The 17,723-nt window shown below is 61.0% G+C and carries 15 protein-coding genes and 3 pseudogenes; 8 read left to right on the top strand and 10 right to left on the bottom strand.

The window, feature by feature from the left end; genetic code table 11:
* On the bottom strand, window positions 1–978 hold the full coding sequence (locus FQ664_RS15160) for a TauD/TfdA family dioxygenase (protein WP_144172973.1): 978 nt from the start codon (window positions 976–978) through the stop codon (window positions 1–3).
* A gap of 256 nt (window positions 979–1,234) precedes the next feature.
* Here FQ664_RS15160 and FQ664_RS15155 point away from each other — a divergent pair, with 256 nt between their 5' ends.
* The 5 genes from FQ664_RS15155 (at window position 1,235) to FQ664_RS15135 (ending at window position 9,760) form a co-directional block, all read left to right on the top strand.
* A complete protein-coding gene (locus tag FQ664_RS15155; RefSeq protein ID WP_144172971.1) occupies window positions 1,235–3,295 on the top strand; it encodes a TonB-dependent receptor in 2,061 nt (686 codons plus the stop codon).
* Between the two features lie 114 nt (window positions 3,296–3,409).
* A complete protein-coding gene (locus tag FQ664_RS15150) occupies window positions 3,410–4,831 on the top strand; it encodes a diaminobutyrate--2-oxoglutarate transaminase (RefSeq protein WP_144172969.1) in 1,422 nt (473 codons plus the stop codon).
* Between the two features lie 67 nt (window positions 4,832–4,898).
* Window positions 4,899–6,059 (top strand): efflux RND transporter periplasmic adaptor subunit, encoded by a 1,161-nt coding sequence (locus FQ664_RS15145; protein WP_144172967.1) that lies wholly within the window; start codon window positions 4,899–4,901, stop codon window positions 6,057–6,059.
* Window positions 6,060–6,072: 13 nt separating this feature from the next.
* Entirely contained in the window at window positions 6,073–9,213 is a 3,141-nt protein-coding gene (locus FQ664_RS15140) for a multidrug efflux RND transporter permease subunit (RefSeq protein ID WP_144172965.1), read from the top strand.
* A gap of 172 nt (window positions 9,214–9,385) precedes the next feature.
* Complete coding sequence (locus FQ664_RS15135) at window positions 9,386–9,760, top strand: fe2+ zn2+ uptake regulation protein (protein WP_474707144.1); 375 nt, start codon at window positions 9,386–9,388, stop codon at window positions 9,758–9,760.
* Between the two features lie 321 nt (window positions 9,761–10,081).
* Here the strand turns inward: FQ664_RS15135 and FQ664_RS27275 are convergent, their stop codons facing one another.
* The 7 genes and pseudogenes from FQ664_RS27275 to FQ664_RS15110 all read right to left on the bottom strand — a co-directional run bounded on the left by FQ664_RS27275 (window position 10,082) and on the right by FQ664_RS15110 (window position 14,850).
* The gene (locus FQ664_RS27275; RefSeq protein WP_178090998.1) at window positions 10,082–10,243 is read right to left on the bottom strand and encodes a hypothetical protein; all 162 of its coding nucleotides are present in this window, start codon (window positions 10,241–10,243) and stop codon (window positions 10,082–10,084) included.
* A gap of 189 nt (window positions 10,244–10,432) precedes the next feature.
* Window positions 10,433–11,155, bottom strand: a complete 723-nt coding sequence (locus tag FQ664_RS15130) for a DUF4198 domain-containing protein (protein WP_144172964.1) — start codon at window positions 11,153–11,155, stop codon at window positions 10,433–10,435.
* A gap of 14 nt (window positions 11,156–11,169) precedes the next feature.
* A complete protein-coding gene (locus FQ664_RS15125; RefSeq protein WP_256675974.1) occupies window positions 11,170–13,260 on the bottom strand; it encodes a TonB-dependent siderophore receptor in 2,091 nt (696 codons plus the stop codon).
* A gap of 146 nt (window positions 13,261–13,406) precedes the next feature.
* Window positions 13,407–14,135, bottom strand: a complete 729-nt coding sequence (locus FQ664_RS15120) for a TIGR03747 family integrating conjugative element membrane protein (protein WP_144172960.1) — start codon at window positions 14,133–14,135, stop codon at window positions 13,407–13,409.
* Between the two features lie 27 nt (window positions 14,136–14,162).
* A pseudogene (locus FQ664_RS28105) lies at window positions 14,163–14,447 on the bottom strand (type IV conjugative transfer system coupling protein TraD); the annotation flags it as partial.
* A 93-nt stretch (window positions 14,448–14,540) separates the two neighbouring features.
* Window positions 14,541–14,630: pseudogene (locus FQ664_RS28100) on the bottom strand (ParA family protein); the annotation flags it as partial.
* A gap of 4 nt (window positions 14,631–14,634) precedes the next feature.
* Window positions 14,635–14,850: an AlpA family transcriptional regulator gene (locus tag FQ664_RS15110; protein WP_144172956.1), complete on the bottom strand. Its 216-nt coding sequence runs from the start codon at window positions 14,848–14,850 to the stop codon at window positions 14,635–14,637.
* Window positions 14,851–14,888: 38 nt separating this feature from the next.
* On the opposite strand from FQ664_RS15110, the gene FQ664_RS15105 reads away from it, so the two are divergent.
* The 3 genes from FQ664_RS15105 to FQ664_RS27505 all read left to right on the top strand — a co-directional run bounded on the left by FQ664_RS15105 (window position 14,889) and on the right by FQ664_RS27505 (window position 16,437).
* Entirely contained in the window at window positions 14,889–15,464 is a 576-nt protein-coding gene (locus tag FQ664_RS15105) for an NAD(P)/FAD-dependent oxidoreductase (RefSeq protein ID WP_218570408.1), read from the top strand.
* Between the two features lie 199 nt (window positions 15,465–15,663).
* Window positions 15,664–16,086: a pyridoxal-phosphate dependent enzyme gene (locus FQ664_RS15100; protein ID WP_218570407.1), complete on the top strand. Its 423-nt coding sequence runs from the start codon at window positions 15,664–15,666 to the stop codon at window positions 16,084–16,086.
* Window positions 16,087–16,104: 18 nt separating this feature from the next.
* Complete coding sequence (locus FQ664_RS27505; protein ID WP_218570406.1) at window positions 16,105–16,437, top strand: hypothetical protein; 333 nt, start codon at window positions 16,105–16,107, stop codon at window positions 16,435–16,437.
* A gap of 354 nt (window positions 16,438–16,791) precedes the next feature.
* On the opposite strand, the gene tatC is transcribed toward FQ664_RS27505, so the two are convergent.
* Window positions 16,792–17,640 (bottom strand): twin-arginine translocase subunit TatC, encoded by an 849-nt coding sequence (gene tatC / locus FQ664_RS15090; RefSeq protein ID WP_144172952.1) that lies wholly within the window; start codon window positions 17,638–17,640, stop codon window positions 16,792–16,794.
* Window positions 17,637–17,723 (bottom strand): annotated as a pseudogene (locus FQ664_RS15085) (Sec-independent protein translocase protein TatB); the annotation flags it as partial. The pseudogene FQ664_RS15085 and the gene tatC, both read right to left, overlap by 4 nt.

Here is a 17,723-nt window from a genome sequence, read left to right as displayed (position 1 = left end):
TCACACCATGGCAACGATGACTTTGCGGTCACCGGTGTAGGGGTTTCGGCCGTGTGCGACCAGTCGATTGTCGAGCATCAGTACGTCGCCGGGTTGCCACGGAAAACTGATGGTGGTCTGGCGATACACTTCACGCACGGTGTCGAGCAGCGCGTCGGGAATGGCCGAGCCGTCGCCGAAATAGACGTGGCGAGGCAGGTTCTCTTCGCCCACGGCGGCCAGCAGGCTGGCGCGCACGGAAGGTTCAATGGCCGATACATGGAACAGGTGTGCCTGGTTGAACCACACCCACTCGCCCGTCTCGGGATGCTGCAGCACCGCCGCGCAGCGCTGGCGGGTGCGCAGTTCGCCATCGGCTTTCCACTCCCACTGGATGTCGTTGTCCAGGCAATACCGCTCGACCTGGGCGCGGTCCTCGGTGTTGAAGACCTTCTGCCACGGCAAGTCCAGCGCGCCGCTGTAATTGCGCACGTAGAGCAATTCGCGGCTGGCGAACTGTTCACGGATATCGGCGGGCATGCGCTGGTAGATCAGGCGGCTATCGGCAATGGGGGTTTCGCCGCCGGTTTCGCTGGCCTTGATGCAGTGAAACCAGATACGCGAAGGCCACGGCCGGGTGTAGGCCTGTTCGTTGTGCAACGGAATGAATTGGTGGGCCGGGTATTCGGTGGAACTGTAGACCCCGGCGAACACTTTGCTGCGCGGCGTGGAGCCGAATTCATAGCTGGCCAGCGGTGCGCCGAAGCTGGCGGCGAAGCGCTTGAAGTCGATCGGGGTGGGCACGTTGAAACCGCGAAACAGGACACCGCCGACGGTAATCAACGCCTGATCGAGGGTGGCACGAATCGACGCGCCCAGATCATGGATCGACTGCCCCGGCTTGCCCTCGACCAGCACTGGCAAGGTAGAGGTGCGGCCAACGGCTGGAGCATGGGGCATGGGTTCTGAACCCCCGAGCAGGTGTTCGCTAGATGTCATCCGTGTGCATCCTCTTTTGTTTTTTTCAGTCGGGTGGAGCGGCGTTGATGACCTGGAAAACCGGGCAAGTGTGGCTACGCTGGGGGCCGCTGAAATGAATTGTTATCGATACAGCGCGGCTTTTTATTACAAATGAGAGATATTATCAATCGTATTTCTTTATTTTTTTTTTTGGATTAGACTCCCGCCGGCGTTTGGAACAAAGCGCATTTTGCGCAAGAAAAAATCTACAAAATCTGTCGCAGGGGAACGGGGCGTGAATTACAAGAAAACTACGATCGCACTGGCTGTGGGGTCGGCCATTTGCCTGGCCAACAGTGCGTGGGCGGACGAGCAAGCGAACACGATAGAGATTGCTCCGATCACGGTGACGGGGGAGAAGATTGACCGTTCGCTGGAGGAAACCCAGACAAGCGTGGCCGTGGTCACGGACAAGCAACTGCGCGAGAAGGAAGACCACAACCTGATCGACGTGTTCGCCCGCACACCGGGTGTATACAACACCTCCGGCAACGAAAACTGGGGTATCCGTGGCGTGCCGGTGTCCGGCTTCGATGACCAGGGGCCGGCCGCGCTCAATGGTGCCGTTTCGGTATTCGTCGACGGCGCCGTGCAGCCGAACCGCGCATTGACCCTGAGCCCGATGCCGCTGTGGGACGTCGAGCAGGTAGAAGTGTTCCTTGGTCCGCAATCCACTACCCAGGGCCGCAACTCCCTGGCCGGCGCGGTGGTGATCCAGACCAAGAACCCGACCTTCGAGCCCAGCCTGTCGGCGCAGGCCAATGGCGGTACCTACGGTGAGCGCGGTGGTGCGATCGCCGGTGGCGGTTCGATCGTCGACGGCAAGATTGCCGGCCGTATTGCCCTGGACTACCAGGAAGGCGACGGTTACATCGACAACCTCTTCAACGGTGACGATGCCAACCCGACCCGCACCGCGAACGGCCGTGGCAAGTTGCTGATTCTGCCAAACGAAGACACCGATGTGCTGCTGACCTATGCCCACGGGGAAAGCCGCAAGGGTGATAACTCGGTGGTTCGCCAGGGCGACAAGGTTCGTTACTACAAGATCGACTCCAACACTGAAGCCTACGACAAACTCAAGCAGGATACTGTCAGCGCCAAGATCGACCACCGCCTCAACGACAACTGGTCCATCACCAGCCTCACCGCCAACACCGATTCCGACTACGACGCTCGTCTGGACTTCGACCAGTCGTCTACCGCCAACCAGGTGGTGCTGCGCAAGCAGGATGGCTACCTGTTCAGCCAGGAGCTGCGTCTGAACTACGACGCAGAAACGCTGAAGAGTTTTGTTGGCCTCTACTACGGGCACAACACCAACAACTTCCACGACCGGCTGTACAACGGCCAGCGGCTGCTCGGTACGGTCAAAGGTGACACGGCGATCGAGAACAGCGCTGTGTTCGGTGAAGTCAACTGGACCTTCGCTCCTCGCTGGACCTTGATCACCGGCCTGCGCTACGACCACGAGAGCAACCGCACCACCGTCGAGGCCGATGACTTCTCCGAGCCTGGCAAGGACAAGCAGACCTCCGATGCCGTGCTGCCCAAACTCGGCCTGGACTACGAACTGGCGGATAACCAGTTCGTCGGCTTCATGGTGCAGCGAGGCTATCGTGGTGGCGGCGTAAACGTCCGTGCCGGTAGCGGACACACCTCCTACGATCCGGAATACACCACCAACTACGAGCTGTCGTACCGTGGCTCGTTCATGGACCAGACCCTGCGTACCCGCGCCAATATCTACTACACCGAGTGGAAGGATCAGCAGGTCAGCGTGGTGAACCCGCAAACCGAATTCTTTGATGTGTTCAACGCCGGTCGCAGTGATATCAAGGGTCTGGAAGTTTCCGTCGAAAAAGACTTCGGTGAGCAACTGACCTTGAACGCCGGTGCCTCCGTGACCGACGGCAAGTACAAGGACTTCGTCACCAGCGATGGCCGCGACATGAGCGGCGAGGATTTCCTCTTCTCTCCCAAGTACAAGATGTCGATGGGGGCTACCTACCGTTGGAATGAGCGTGTGACGCTCAATACCGATGTCGTATGGCAGAGCACGTCCCCCTCCGAGTACGAGTTCGATGACGCAGGTCAGGTGACTGGCGAGCGCAAGGCCGACAACTACTGGCTGGCCAACTTCAATGCCGAGTACAAGGTCACCAAGAATGTCTCGGTATCCGGTTTCGTGAAAAACGTCTTCGACAAGGAATACGTCACCAACAACCGCAGCGGCGACATCATCGATGTCGGCGCCCCGCGCACTGCGGGCTTGATTCTGCGCTACGACATGTAAACCCATGGCTTGGGGAAAGGATTCCCCAAGTCCGGTTTCACGGCTGTGCAACCTGAAACGTCCGTTTCAAGGCCACCTTGGTCCTTTCCAAACCCAGCCTCTCTGGAGGAAATCATGAGTGCTTTTTCGAATGCCACATCGGGTGGTGCGCTACAGCTACGTCTGGCGCACACTGGTCTGTCGAACCCGTACTGCCTTGATCCGACGCCGCTGCTGGAGCGCCAGCAACAGCAAGAGTCCAATGCTCGCAGTTACCCTCGGCGCATTCCGCTGGTGCTGGAGCGGGCCCATGGCATCTATGTGCAGGACAGTCGCGGCCAGGTATTCGTCGATTGCCTGGCCGGTGCCGGTACCCTGGCACTGGGGCACAACCACCCGGTGATAGTGGAAGCCATCACCCAGGTAATGGCCTCGGGTTTGCCGATGCATACCCTGGACCTCATGACGCCGGTCAAGGACGCATTCGTACAGGAAATCTTCGGCTGCCTACCAGCCGACTTTGCGCGAAGCGCGCGCATCCAGTTTTGTGGCCCCAGTGGCGCCGATGCGGTCGAAGCGGCATTGAAGCTGACCCGCACCGCCACTGGCAGGCATTCGGTTCTGGCCTTTGAAGGGGCCTACCATGGCATGACCTTGGGCACGCTTTCGATCAGCGGCAACCTGTCGCCGAAAAATGCCCTGGGCGGGTTGATGGCCGGCGTGCAACGCCTGCCGTTCCCCCATGACTACCGTTGCCCGTTCGGCGTGGCGGGCGAGCAGGGCGTGACCCTGAGCGTGCGCTATCTGGAACACCTGCTCAACGACCCGGAAAGCGGTGTGACCGCGCCGGCCGCAATGATTCTGGAACCCATCCAGGGCGAAGGTGGGGTAATCGTCGCCCCTGATCGCTGGATGCAGGAACTGCGGCGCCTGACCCAGGCCCACGGCATTCCGATGATCGTCGATGAAATCCAGTGCGGTATCGCCCGCAGCGGGCGGATGTTCGGCTTCGAGCATTCGGGCATCACCCCGGACGTGATCACCTTGTCCAAGGCCATAGGTGGCGGCCTGCCATTGTCGGTGGTGGTCTACAACGATGCCTTCGATGTGTGGCAACCGGGCGCCCACGCCGGTACTTTCCGCGGTAATCAGTTGGCGATGGCGGCCGGCACCGCGACCTTGCGTTTCATCCGCGATCAGGGCCTGGTGGCTCATGCACAAAGCGCTGGCGCACATCTGCGCCAACAGCTGTTGGCACTGCAAGGCGAATTCAGCTGGATCGGCGATGTGCGTGGCCGTGGCCTGATGCTTGGCATGGAAATCGTTGACCCGCAGGGTGACCGCGATACCCAGGGCCATCCTCCGGTGGATACTGCCCGGGCCAAAGCCTTCCAGCAGGCGTGCCTGCAACATGGCCTGATCGTTGAGCTGGGCGGTCGCCACGGCGCAACCGTACGCTTCCTGCCACCGCTGATCATCACCGATCAGGAAATCGACTTCGTTGCGCAAATCCTGTTCCGTGCAGCGGCTGCGATCAACGATCGTCCGCTACGGTGACTCCGGGCGACACAGGAACCTGCCGACTGCAACCGGCAGGTTTTTTTTCATTGGACAGGGAGCGGCAATGAACACGTTTATCCCCTCCATGGCGCCCGCCTGGCTGTTGCTGGCGGTGCTTGGATTGAGCGCTTGCGGTGAGCCAAAGGCGCCTGCCGTACATGCTGCAGCGGTGCCGCAGGTGAAGACGTTGACGGTGCAGCCGCGCGCTTTCGCCATGACCACGGATTTGCCAGGCCGTATCGAGCCGGTGCGCATCGCCGAGGTGCGCGCGCGGGTGGCCGGTGTGGTGCTGACGCGACACTTCCAGGAGGGTAGCGACGTCAAGGCTGGCCAGTTGCTTTTCAGCATCGATTCGGCGCCGTTCAAGGCCGCCGTGCTGCGTGCCGAAGGCGCACTGGCCAAGATCGAGGCAGATGTCTATCGCGCCAACGCCCAGGTCCGGCGCTTGAAGCAGTTGGTGGAAATCGACGCGGTCAGCCAGCAGGCCTTCGATGACGCGATGTCAGACTTGAAGAGCGCCAAGGCCAATCGCCTGACCGCCCAGGCTGACCTGACCACTGCTCGGCTTAATCTCGACTACTGCGAGGTGCGGGCGCCGATCAGTGGCCGCATCGGCAGGGCTCTGGTCAGTGAAGGCGCTCTGGTGGGCCAGGACGAAGCGACGCAAATGGCGCGGATTCAGCAACTGGATCCGATCTACGCCGACTTCACCCAATCTGCTGAACAGGTGGTGGCCTTGCAGCAGGCGTTGTCCAGCGGGCGCCTTGCAGCCGGCGAAAACGCCAGCGGCTCCGCCGAGGTGACGCTACAGGTGGGCAGCCCGGCGCAGGTTCGCCGTGGCACCTTGATGTTCTCCGATGTTTCCGTGGATCGCGGCACCGGGCAGGTGACGCTGCGCGGCGAGTTCCGCAACCCTGATCATGTGCTGCTGCCGGGCATGTACGTGCGAGTGGTCGCGCCGGCCGGGGTCGATCCGCAAGCCTTGTTCGTGCCGCAAAAGGCGGTGCAGCGCGGTGCTGACGGCCAGGCGCGGTTGATGCTGGTGGACGAAGGTGGCGTGGTGCGCGAGCGGGTGGTGGGCACCGGTGCGATGCTCGGTTCCGACTGGCAGATCACCCAAGGGCTGTCGGCGGGCGAGCAGGTGGTGATCGAGCGCGTCGACAAGGTCCGCGCCGGCGCGCAGGTCAAGGTCAATTCGCTGGCCGAGCAACAGGCCCTCAACTGACGGAAGCCTCCTGATGCCCGACTTTTTCATCAACCGTCCGAACTTCGCCTACGTCATCGCGCTGTTTATTTCTCTTGCGGGGTTGTTGACCCTGGGGATACTGCCGGTCAATCAGTATCCGGACGTGGCACCAACGCAAATCACGGTCAGCGCCAACTACCCCGGGGCGTCGGCACAGATCGTCAGCCAGAACGTTACCAGCCTGCTCGAGGAAGAGCTCAACGGCCTGAAGGGCTTGATCTATCACGAGTCCAACAGCGCCAACGGCGGTGCCGACATCACCATCACCTTCAAGCCGGGCACGGATGCCGACATGGCACAGGTCGACGTGCAGAACCGGCTGCAGCGGGTAATCGGCCGTCTGCCTCAGGCAGTGATTGAGCAAGGCCTGAAAGTGGAGCAGGCGCGCTCCAATTTCCTGTTGGTGTATGCCTTGTCCTACACCGACGACCAGCAAGACTCCATCGGCCTGGCGGACTATGCCGCCCGGGCGGTCAACAATGAAATACGCCGAGTGAACGGAGTCGGGCGTGTGCAGATGTACACCTCCGAAAGGGCAATGCGCATCTGGGTCGATCCGACGCGCCTGGTGGGCTACAACCTGTCGATGGCCGATGTCAGCAAGGCCATTGCCGCGCAGAATACGCAGGTACCCGCCGGTAGCATGGGTGAACGGCCAGGGCCCGCCGAGCAGCACATCACAGCGACGGTGATGGTGCAGGGGCAGCTCGAATCGGTTGAGGCGTTCGGCAACATTGTGCTGCGGGCCAAAGACGACGGCTCCAGCGTGCGCATTCATGATGTGGCGCGCGTCGAGCTGGGCCGACAGGACTATCGTTTCGACGCGCGCCTGAACGGCAAACCGGCGGCGGCCATGTCGGTACAGCTGGCACCTGAGGCCAACGCGCTGGAAACGGCCAAGGCCATCAAGCTGCGCCTCGAGCAACTGTCGAGCACCTTGCCGGCGAACATGACCCTGAGCGTGCCCTATGACACCTCGTACTTTGTCGACGTGGCGATCCGGCAAGTGATCTACACACTGATCGAAGCCATGGTCCTCGTGTTTCTGGTGATGCTGCTGTTCCTGCAGAATCTGCGCTACACGCTCATTCCGGCAGTGGTAGTGCCGGTCTGCCTGCTGGGGACGCTCGCAGTGATGGCGCCGCTGGGCTTCTCGATCAACATGATGACCCTGTTCGGCATGGTGCTGGCGATCGGCATTCTGGTGGACGATGCCATTGTGGTGGTGGAAAACGTCGAGCGCCTGATCCGCCAGGAACAGCTGTCACCCAAAGCTGCGACCCGCAAGGCGATGAAGCAGATCAGCGGAGCGATTGTCGGCATAACGCTGGTGCTGTCGGCGGTGTTCCTGCCCCTGGCGTTCATGGGCGGTTCGGTGGGTATCATCTATCAGCAGTTCGCCATGGCGCTGTCGGTGTCGATTCTGTTCTCCGGGTTCCTTGCACTGACCTTGACACCCGCCCTGTGCGCAAGGCTGATCAAGCCTGCCGACCGGGCGCATCCGGGCGGTGGCATTGGCTGGATGCACGGCTTCAACCGAGTTTTCGACGCCCTGGCCCTGCGCTATGAACGGCTGGGAGCCAGCTGGGTGCGACGCAGTGCCCGCAGCATGGGGTTGTACCTGTTGTTGCTGCTGGTGCTGGCCTTCGCCTATGCGCGGCTGCCAACGTCGTTCCTGCCGTCCGAGGACCAGGGGTACATTGTCACCGATATTCAGTTGCCGCCTGCGGCTTCGGCGTCGCGCACCGACATCACGGTGCAGTCGTGGGAGCGGTATACCTTGGCGCAGCCGACCACCGAGCATGTGCTGGCGATAATGGGCTTCAGTTTTTCCGGGGAAGGTGCCAACGCGGCTATGTCCTACGTCACCCTCAAGGACTGGTCGCAGCGCGGTAGCGAGGATTCGAGCAAGGCGGTGGCACGGTGGGCGAACGATGCCTTTGAGGATGTGGCCGACGGTACCTTCTACAGCGTGGTACCGCCACCGGTGGACGGCCTGGGCACCGCCAGCGGTTTCGAGCTGCGCTTGCAGGACCTGGCAGGGCAGGGGCACGAAGCGCTGTTGAAGGCACGCAGCCAGTTGCTCGAGGCGGCCAAGGCTTCCAGGGTGATCGGTCACTTGAGTGAGGATGGTCTGGCGGATGCGCCGCAGATCAAGGTCAGTATCGACCGGGAAAAGGCCGAAGCCCTGGGCGTGAGCTTCGATGTGATCAGCGCGGCGCTGTCTACGGCATTGGGCTCGGAACAGATCAATGAGTTCGCCAACCAAGGGCGGATGCAACGGGTGATCGTCCAGGCTGATGATCGCAGCCGCCAGACCCCGGAAGCGCTACTGCGCCTGCAAGTACCCAATCGGCAGAACCGCCTGGTGCCACTGGAAGCCTTCTGTCGATTCGAATGGCAGGTCGGGCCGTTGCAGATTGGCCGTTACAACGGCTCGGCGTCGCTGCGCTTTTCCGGCGAAGCCGCAGCGGGCTACAGCAGCGGGCAAGCCATGAACGAGTTGCAGCAAATCGCCCGCCAGTTGCCGGCCGGATTCAGCCTGGAGTGGTCCGGCCTGTCGTTGCAGGAGCAAAAAGCCAGTGATCAGGTGCCAATGCTGGTGGGGCTGTCGCTGACCATGGTGTTGCTGGTGCTGGTGGCGCTGTACGAGAGCTGGGCGATTCCCTTCGCCGTGTTGCTGATAGTACCCATCGGCATCCTCGGTTCGGTGGCGGCGGTAACGATCATGGGGCTGCCGAATGACGTGTACTTCAAAGTGGGGCTGATCACCATTATCGGTCTGGCCGCGAAGAACGCGATTCTGATCGTCGAGTTCGCCAGGGCGCTGCACGCCCAGGGCATGGGCTTGGCCCAAGCGGCAGCCCAGGCTGCGCGTCTGCGTTTTCGACCGATTGTCATGACGTCACTGGCATTCATTCTGGGTGTCGTGCCCCTCGCGCTGGCCACCGGAGCCGGCGCTGCCAGCCAGCGGGCGATTGGCACCGGGGTGATCGGCGGGATGCTGGCGGCGACAGTGCTCGGCGTGTTGTTCGTGCCGGTGTTTTTTGTCTCCGTCATGTCCGTAGCGAGTAGAGGGTTTCGACGCGTGGGTATTTGCGCTGGAACAGAACCAGACAAAGAGGCGCGGTGACAGGGACCATCAGTCGGCTCAGGCCAGCAGTGCCCTCAGGCCACAGCTTGCGTGCATCGAGATATGGGTCGTAGGCGTTGGGGTCAAGCGACTCCAACGGAAAAATTGGTAAGAAACGTTAAAAACAACATCACCAATTCAAGCCGAAATACGAATGAAAAGGACCGTTCACATGCAAACTCCCTCAGTATCGCGCGCCACCGTGATGCCCATTCAGCTGCCTGCAGTGACAAGTCGGAGCATTTTCGAAGCCGATCGAAAGTCCAACCAGCCTATCCGCGAGTTGTTGTCGGTTTACGGGCTGCGCTTCAGTCTGATCCGCCTAAAAGTGATTGATGCCTTGCTTGTCGCCACCCGCGAGGGACGCTTCATTGGCGCACAGGGTACGCATACCCAGGTGCAATCGACTGTGGCCGGTTGTTCATTCGTCAGTGTGCGCGAAGTGCTCAAGCGATTGTGTGAAAAGGGCGTCATTGAACATCACGCGGACAAGAGCTACCGCTTTACCGCCAGGGCTCAGGCAATGTTGACCCAAAGGTCGGGTTGAGCAAACTTCAACGTCAGACCTTGTTGGAATATTGCAGTCCGGGTGGTTCAAAAACTGTCAGGGGCGCCAAAGAACATCTGGATTTGTCTCTAGGACGGTATTTCTGGCTCTTAAAAACAGAAATATACCCGCAAAAATACCCTTGATACCCTCGAATGGATGAGCGACCGAGAATGGCGATTTCTGAAAAATACTGATGTGGTACGGAGTGGCCTTCAGTGTACACCTGTATCGCGAGCGTTGGCAGCAGAACAGGGCGCGCCGGGTAGCCTGCCGAGTGAGAGCGTGGGCATATCACCTTTACTGCCCGGCAAATGAAATTCAAATGGTCCTGTCGGTAGCCAGTACGCGAGCTTTCTCCAGAGTCAGCTCGCACAACACGTTGGCCTTCAGCGGCGGTAGGTTCTGCACCGGAATGCTGCGCAGCGACCTGGGCGGCGCGCAGCCGTTGCCGAACGATGGGTCCTTCGTGGCGATGGTCAACTACCTATACGACCACATCACTGCGAGCTGCCCTGGCGCCTCAACCAGACCTGGATGCCCACCATAACCTGAGCCGCGCGGTGGTCGAGCTGTGGCGGCAGTTGATGGTAGAGCGCGGCGTCGGGCATGGCCAAGTGCAGGTGATTCCGGCACTCGGCCAATGCACGCGACTAGGAGCGCCGCATGCCATTACTCATGGTGCGGCTGGCCCAGGAACGTCAGCGAACTGAACAGGCTTTGCTGGTCCACCGGCGAACCTTTGGGCAGGGCGACCTTGGCCTGGGCGGCGATCACGTTCAGGCCCTGGTTGCGCACGACGATGCTTGCACGGCCAGCCTGGTCGGTAGTCGCGCTGACCACATCCGGCGCGCTGCGGTAATCGGCGTACAGCTCGATGCCGGCAGCCGGCTTGCCATCCACCAGCACCAGCACCTGCAGCGGTTTGCCAGGCCCGACCGTCAGTGGGTCGCTCTGCGGCACGATGGCCAGGCGAAGCATGTCGAGCTTCGGCAAGCGCGCCCCGGGCTGCTCGATCGCCAGGCTGTACTTGAAGCTGTGGGTCGAGGCGATGGCGTCGCGCACCTGGGTGCGGTCCTGATTGACCCACTGCTTGTCCGGGGTCTGCGACCAAGGGCCGTTGTCCAGCACCACCGCCAGTACGGCGGCGGGCTGCAGCGGTTGCAGGCGGGCATGGTCGGCCAGGCGCTGCACGCTTACCGGGATCATCTTGCCGGCGCGGTCGAAGGCCCAGGCGCGCTTGATCTTCTCGGCCTTGAAGGCGTTGTCTTCGGCGCCGTGGCCGTACACCACTTCCACGTTGCCCCGCCGTTGTTCGGTCCACAGCCCGTGTGCGTTGGCCTGGGCGCTGGCGAGCAGGGCCAGGGCGGCGGCGATCTTCAATGACAGTTGCATGCTGCTTCCTTTCTTCAGAGGTTGAGGGTCAGGCTGAGGCTGAAGTTGCGCGGCTCGCCAGGCATCACCCAGACGCTGTTGTAGGCGCGCTCGTAGTACTTGCGGTCGAACAGGTTGTTCAGGTTCAGCCCCAGGGTCAGCTGTTCGCTGGCCTTGTAGTGGGCCAGCAAGTCGACGGTGCTGTAGGCCGGCAGGGTGAAGCGGCTGCCGGCCTGGCCCGAGCGTTCGCCCACGTAGCTGAACGCCGCGCCGATATCTGAGCCGCGCAGGGCGCCATGCTGAAACTCGTACACCCCCAGCAGGCTGCCGGCGTGTTGCGGGATGCCGAGCAGGTCGCTGCCTTTGGGCACGGCGGTATCGCCTTTGGTCACTTCGGCGTCGATGTAGGCGTAGGCGCCGATCACCCGCACGGCGTCGCTGAGTTGGCCGCTGAACTGCAGGTCCAGCCCCTGGCTGCGCGCCTTGCCGGCGGCCACGCTGTCGCCGAGGGCGTCGGTGGTGATGACGTTGTCCTTGTCGATATGGAACAGCGCCACAGTGGCGCCTAGGCGGCTTTCGAACAGGTCGAGCTTCAGGCCGGTCTCGTAGCCCAGGCCTTTTTCGGGCTTGTACACCTGGCCCTGAGTACCGAGGCTGTTGGGCTTGAATGAGGTGGAGGCGTTGGCGAACACGCCGACCTGCGGTGTCAGCTGGTACAGCAGGCCGATGCGCGGTGTGGCCACGTCCTTGGCCTGGGTGTTGCTCACCCCGCTGGTGCGGTTCAGTGCGGTCTGCTCGACCCGTTCCAGGCGCACGCCAACCAGGCCGCGCAGGCGCTCGCTGAAGGCGATCTGGTCCTGCAGGTTGAGGGCCTGACTCTCGGTGTGCTCGAAGAAGTCGTTGGCCCGGGTCAGGGCCGGTTTGGGCTGGCCGTACACTGGGTTGTAGATGTCCAGGCCGTAACCGGCCAGGGTGGCGCTTTGGGGGTACTTCTGGCTGTTGCGGTAGTTCTCGTATTCGAGGCTTGCCAGCACCTGGTGCTGCCAGCCGGCCCAGTCGAAGCTGCCGTGCAGTTCGGCCTGGGTGATGTTGTCGTTCCACTCGAAATCGCGCTCGCGGTAGAAGCGGCTGATGCGGTTGCCGACCAGAGCCTGGGGTTCGGAGCTGTTGCCCTTGAGCGTGCCTTGGGTGTAGTGGTTGGCCAGGCGCAGTTTCCAGGTGTCGTTCAGGTAATGTTCCAGGGCGAGGTCGAGGGTCTGGTTGGCGTTGCGGATGCGCCCGTCGTTGGGCTCGCCCAGGAAGGTCGAGCGCTGTACCGAGCCCAGCTCGCCCTTGACCGCCGGGATGCCGCGGTCGAACACCGTGTCCGTGCACGAGAACTCGCTGTCCAGCAGTAGCCGAGTATCCGGCGACAGCTGCCAGCTCAGAGACGGGCTGACGATGCGCCGTTGGCTGTCGACGTGGTCGCGAAAGCTGCCGTTGTCTTCCACCGCAAGGTTTAGCCGGCCGAGCAGGTCACCGGCAGCGTCCAGCGGCGCGTTGGTGTCCAGGCTGCTTCGGTAGCGGTCCCAGCTGCCGGCGCTCAGGCTCAGGTGGCTGAAGCGTTCGGCCTGCGGGCGCTTGCTGACGATGTTCACCAGCCCGCCGGGGTCGCCGCGCCCGTACAGGCTGGCGGCCGGGCCCTTGAGCACTTCGATGCGCTCGATGCTGGAGGCGTCCGGGGCGCTGTAGCTGCCGCGGTTGACCGCGAAGCCGTTCTTGTACAGCTCGCCGGTGGTAAAGCCGCGCACGCTGTAGTTGAGGAAGGTCAGGCCGCCGAAGTTGTTCTGCCGCGACACGCCGCCGGCGAAGTCCAGCGCTCGGTCGATGCGCGTGCTGTTGAGGTCGTTGAGCACCTGGGCGGGCACCACGTCGATGCTCTGCGGGGTATCGCGAATGTCGGTATCCGTGCGGGTGGCGGTGGCCGAGCGGGTGGCGCGGTAACCGGGGACCGGGCCGTCGGCGCGTTCTTCGGCATAAGTGTCGGTGACCGAGATCTCGTCGAGGGTCAGCGGTTCAGCAGCGCTGAGGGGTTGTCCGAGCAGCCCCAGGGAGATGCCGGCCAGCAGTGGTGAGCAATGTTTCAAAGCTATACTCCGATTAAAACGTAATAACATTACATTCACGTTCGACAAAATACCATTCTCTTCAGCTGGCCGCCTAGTATTTTGACGGTCAGCTCAGTGGCTTATAAGTAGCCTTTGGCGCTGTTCGCTCTGCCAATAGCTGCCAGTCAAAGGTATTTTTTGAAAGTTGCCGCTGTGATGGCCACCATCCAGCCAAGAAGTGCAGCGCATGGAAGTAACACCCAAATGGGATTAAGGGACCATGGCAAGGAGAGGTAGATTACCCATGGGCTGATCATTAACGGCCCTACAGTTCTCTTCGCTCGATGATAGACAAAGCTGCTCTCGCGATCAGCGCTGAATTTGCGAAGGTCACGGCGCATCAAACCATCGACAGCGCCGGTGATTACGGCAAGCAGGAATAGTGGTATGGCTAGGGTGAGGACGGTGAGACGCACGACGAAGGTGAAAACGCTGAATAAGCCGGCCAACAGATAATCCTGCATCACAACGTACGCTTGAGCAAACTGACCCTGCACCGACATTTCATGACTTAGAAGCTTCAGCTGGGTGTCTGATTGCGCCCAGCCAGAGCGGACCACGACCCATTCGCTCAGGTGCTGAAGGACTTTAGCGGTGGCTTGCGCGGGTTTCTCCACGAGTAACGAATTTTTGAAGTGATCGCTGAGCCATCCCAGCTCACTGAGCCACATGGCATGGCTGTGATGCCAGCCCTGGTCGGGCCAGAACCACAGCATGCCCACGAACTCGAGGACGATTGAGAAGATCAGCGAAGCGAACAGCAAACCGAGCAGCCGCAGAGTCAGCTCAAGAGTGCCGAAGATCAGCCCCGGACGTCTTTGCGCAGGAGGTGGACTGGCTGGACTGGTCGGCATAGGGGGGACTCCGCAGTAATCGCTCGCTTACGGCGCGTGCCTGCGCCCTGGTGGAGGCACATCGGGATCGAAATCGGCTGTGGGTACACCTCCCGCGCTACTCCACCAACTTCCCGCGTTGGCGTTGTAGGATTCGCGCATGCGCACAGCCAGGTTCTGCAGATCCGCAGGCATCGCATCGTCGCTAGCAGGCTTCGGTAGCGGCATGCGCACCTTCCACAGTTGCCCGCCCTCTTGGAACGAGAACATCTGCCCCTTGGGGAGGGCGATGATGTGCGCCGGTTCGATGAGCGGTACGGCGGTGGTGGTGATCAGCTCGTAGCAGCCAACCTCACACGGTGCACTCAAGGCGTAGTAACTGGATAGGGTAGGCTGACTGTCCAGGTCCAACATCAATACCCGGAGCCCTGCATCGGCTAAGAGGCCACTGAGATTGGCGGCGACCGTGGTCTTGCCAGCACCGCCTTTGGTCGAGATCAATGAGAAGACTTTCATGATCTCACTCCCCGGTGGAGAGACGGTCTTGCACCCACTGCTCGATTTCGAGCGAATCCCAGCCTACAGCCCGCGTGCCGATGTGCCGGCACTGGGGAAACAGGCCGGCTTTCATCAGGTTGTAGATGTGGGAACGTTTGAAGCCGGTTTTCTGTTCAACTTCATCCCGCCGCATGATGTGGCGGTCGGCGGAAGCGGAGGTAGGGGCTGCCGGTTGCATGGTGTCACTCCTTAGCACCGAATGGCGCGTGGTGGGATGTGACATTCAGTCAACAGCTGGAATCGCTGAAAGTCATTGCCAGGCAATCGCTCGGATTGCCTGGCAATCGCGGCTCATGCCTGCCCGGCTTGGGCGAAACGGCGTCAGGCTTCCGCAAATTTCCGATCAAGGGTTCGTTTGCTCAACCCTGGAACATTCGGGAACAGTGTCGTGATGGCGTCAACGATTGCTGCCTGATTATCAAAGGCTCGGATAAACCCACCGCGTTTGAGCGCAACCGTGTACTCGATCCCGAGGCCAGGCCTGAGGCGGTTGCCGAGATCCTGAGGCGGGTCAGAGAGCGCTTCCCAGCTCTGGCGAACATCGAAGTCGCCGAGACCTGGGGAGGCTACGTGGATTTCACCCCCGATGCAGTGCCGGTGATCTCCGCAGTGGATGGGGTGTCAGGCTTCTTCCTGGCGGCGGGCTGTTCCGGACATGGGTTTGGTCTAGGGCCGGGGATCGGCCATTTGGCGGCTGATCTGGTAGCCAACGATACGCCGTGTGTCGACCCCAAGCCCTTCTGCCTGTCGCGTTTGAACGATGGCTCGAAGATGGAAGTAGGCGCGATCTGAGTTTTATCAGCGGATAGCAATAGTGTCTTCTCTGTCACTCGCTGTCGTCGTACTGCTTCTGAATATCAAGGCCACAGGGTGTACGAAATTGCCGAGGAAGCCTCTATGCGGTTGTTCATGCCTTCGAGGATGCGCTGGTGATGGTTGGCCAGTGAACGATCTGTTATAAAATTCTGGACGACCGGGCGGATGTTAATTGATGGGCGGTGGTGGCCTGATTTCTGGCATCGCCAGCGCCATCAAGGATACCCGGCCATCAGTGCGGGTCATCTGCGTTGAGCTGGCGTTGACATCCAAGGATTATCACAACCAGTTGAACAAGCGGCGCACCAGGTGGCCCTTGAAGAATGCCATCGCTGATGGCTTGCGCATCAGCCTAGCTGAACAGTACGCATATCCAATCATCGAGTGTTATACCGACGAGATCGTTCTGGTGGTGCAGGAGGAGATCATCCAGCCTGACCAAGGACGTGAAACTGATCACCGAGGCCGCGGCCGCGATAGGTATCGGCAGCTCTGCTGGCGGGCGTCTTCAGGGTCCGGCCGGGCGAGGGGCGGCATGGTGCTGACTAGTGGCAACTGGGATCAGTGCGACATGGCCAAGGTCTACTTCTCTGCATAGGCAATAGACAATCCGCCAATGCCCTTCTTTAAGGCAGGAGCGTTTTATTTTGCCGAACAGGACAAAATCGGTCGTGCTGCCCAGAAAACGCATTCGCCAAACCACTTGTTACCCCCGTCTGTAGAGGCGAGCGTGGCGGCGTCAGATCGGCCGATCATGGCCCTTCAATTGTGTTTTCCGAAGAGACTATCAGCAGCCATCGATCCCGGGACTTCCGCTTACGACTACATGCTGAAAATCGTGGCGCCCAGCATTATCTGGCTCCAGCTGCTTATGAATCGGTTGCTGGAGGACGATATCAACATCGAGAAATTTGCCAGTCGGATCGCGCTTCGCCAGCCACTCGACTAACACGGTTTTCCACTCAGCACCATCACAACTGGAAAGCCAAGCTGGGACTGTGAAAGTGTCACGTTGATGCCTGAATGTCGTCCTTTAAGGGCTATGAGTCGTCGTGTCCGATCGTGCCTCTAACCCTTTGGGCCAGGTGGGGCGGTTACCGGTCAGCAGCGCGGCGGGCGGTCGCCAGTCAAAACCGATTGCCAGTTCCGCCTTGCGCTGTTCTGTGTGCAACAGCGAGGCCTTTCCATCAACGCGGCCAACCGTGGAGCACTCTCCACCACGACAAGATGGATCTTATGCAAATCGTCGTGGCCAGACCGCGCTCTGTCGAGATGAAGTAGGCCTCTTCAAGGAGCAACAGATTCACGGTTGGGTCGCTGGCGGTTGGTTGTCATGGTTTGGTGCCGACTTGCGAATCAGGCTACCGCAAAGCACGCCGATCTCGAACAGCAGCCACATGGGTACGGCCAGCAGGGTCTGGGAGAAGATGTCCGGGGGGGTAAGGACCATGCCGACCACGAAGCAGCCGATGATCACGTAGGGGCGAATCTTCTTCAGGTACTTCACGTCGACCACGCCGATCCATACCAGCAGCACCACCGCCACCGGGATTTCGAAGGCTACGCCAAAGGCGAAGAACAGCGTCATCACGAAGTCGAGGTAGCNCAGCAGCACCACCGCCACCGGGATTTCGAAGGCTACGCCAAAGGCGAAGAACAGCGTCATCACGAAGTCGAGGTAGCTGGCGATGTCGGTCATCATCGACACCCCCTCCGGTGTAGCGCTGGCGAAGAAGCCGAAGATCAGCGGGAACACCAGGAAGTAGGCAAAGGCCATGCCGGCGTAGAACAGGAATATGCTCGACACCAGCAGTGGAATGGCGATGCGCTTTTCATGGCGGTACAGCCCGGGGGCGATGAAACCCCAGATCTGCTGGAGGATGAACGGGATCGCCAGGAACAGCGAGACGATCATGGTCAGCTTGAACGGCGTGAGGAACGGTGATGCCACATCGGTGGCGATCATCGTGGCGTTGGCCGGCAAGTGCTCACGTAGCGGTGCGGAGACCAGGGTGTAGATCTGTTGGGCGAAGGAGAACAGCCCGGCAAAGATCAGGAATATGACGGCAACGCAGCGCAACAGGCGGGTGCGCAGTTCGGTCAGGTGCGAAACCAGCGGCATCGGCTGGTCGTGTTCCGGATTTTCGCTCATGGGGCACGCGGCGGTTGAGGCGGTTCAGAAGGCGTGGCCGGGGCGGCAGCGGTCTCGACCGGCCTGGCTTCGAGCCCGGCGGG

The organism is Pseudomonas persica (genome assembly GCF_900291015.1).
Lineage (GTDB): Bacteria > Pseudomonadota > Gammaproteobacteria > Pseudomonadales > Pseudomonadaceae > Aquipseudomonas.
This window is presented reverse-complemented; position numbering and strand designations above follow the sequence as displayed.

Bases quoted from the DNA above. Each gene is read 5' to 3' on its own strand.
- FQ664_RS15160 (WP_144172973.1), bottom strand. From the start codon at position 978: ATGACATCTAGCGAACACCTGCTCGGGGGTTCAGAACCCATGCCCCAT.
- FQ664_RS15150 (WP_144172969.1), top strand. From the start codon at position 3,410: ATGAGTGCTTTTTCGAATGCCACATCGGGTGGTGCGCTACAGCTACGT.
- FQ664_RS15145 (WP_144172967.1), top strand. From the start codon at position 4,899: ATGAACACGTTTATCCCCTCCATGGCGCCCGCCTGGCTGTTGCTGGCG.
- FQ664_RS15140 (WP_144172965.1), top strand. From the start codon at position 6,073: ATGCCCGACTTTTTCATCAACCGTCCGAACTTCGCCTACGTCATCGCG.
- FQ664_RS15135 (WP_474707144.1), top strand. From the start codon at position 9,386: ATGCAAACTCCCTCAGTATCGCGCGCCACCGTGATGCCCATTCAGCTG.
- FQ664_RS15130 (WP_144172964.1), bottom strand. From the start codon at position 11,155: ATGCAACTGTCATTGAAGATCGCCGCCGCCCTGGCCCTGCTCGCCAGC.
- FQ664_RS15120 (WP_144172960.1), bottom strand. From the start codon at position 14,135: ATGCCGACCAGTCCAGCCAGTCCACCTCCTGCGCAAAGACGTCCGGGG.
- FQ664_RS15110 (WP_144172956.1), bottom strand. From the start codon at position 14,850: ATGCAACCGGCAGCCCCTACCTCCGCTTCCGCCGACCGCCACATCATG.
- FQ664_RS15100 (WP_218570407.1), top strand. From the start codon at position 15,664: ATGGGCGGTGGTGGCCTGATTTCTGGCATCGCCAGCGCCATCAAGGAT.
- FQ664_RS27505 (WP_218570406.1), top strand. From the start codon at position 16,105: ATGCCCTTCTTTAAGGCAGGAGCGTTTTATTTTGCCGAACAGGACAAA.